This is a genomic window from Pseudoalteromonas sp. SR41-7 (assembly GCF_014163935.1).
Taxonomy (GTDB): domain Bacteria; phylum Pseudomonadota; class Gammaproteobacteria; order Enterobacterales; family Alteromonadaceae; genus Pseudoalteromonas; species Pseudoalteromonas distincta.
The window spans coordinates 1-247 of record NZ_JACJEF010000060.1; the positions used below are offsets into that span (position 1 = coordinate 1).

The following is a 247-nucleotide window of genomic DNA, read 5'->3' on the forward strand; positions in this document are numbered from 1 at the left end:
TGGTACTGCTACCATTCTTTTTTTACTTTTGAAAACTCTTGATAAATACAAAGTATCTATCAGAATTTTATTATCAGCTTTTCCAAATTTTTAAAGAGCATATTAATTAGTTATTCCGAAGAACACGCACTAATTAACAATCATCTGTGTGGACACTACGAACAAATAAGTTCTAAATCGTATAAGGAGGTGATCCAGCCCCAGGTTCCCCTAGGGCTACCTTGTTACGACTTCACCCCAGTCATGA

Annotated in this window: 1 rRNA gene; it reads right to left on the reverse strand. The window is 35.6% G+C overall.

Annotation, left to right across the window (positions count from 1 at the left end):
- Positions 1-182: 182 nt before the first annotated feature.
- A 16S ribosomal RNA gene (locus H5092_RS20505) occupies positions 183-247 on the reverse strand; the annotation flags it as partial.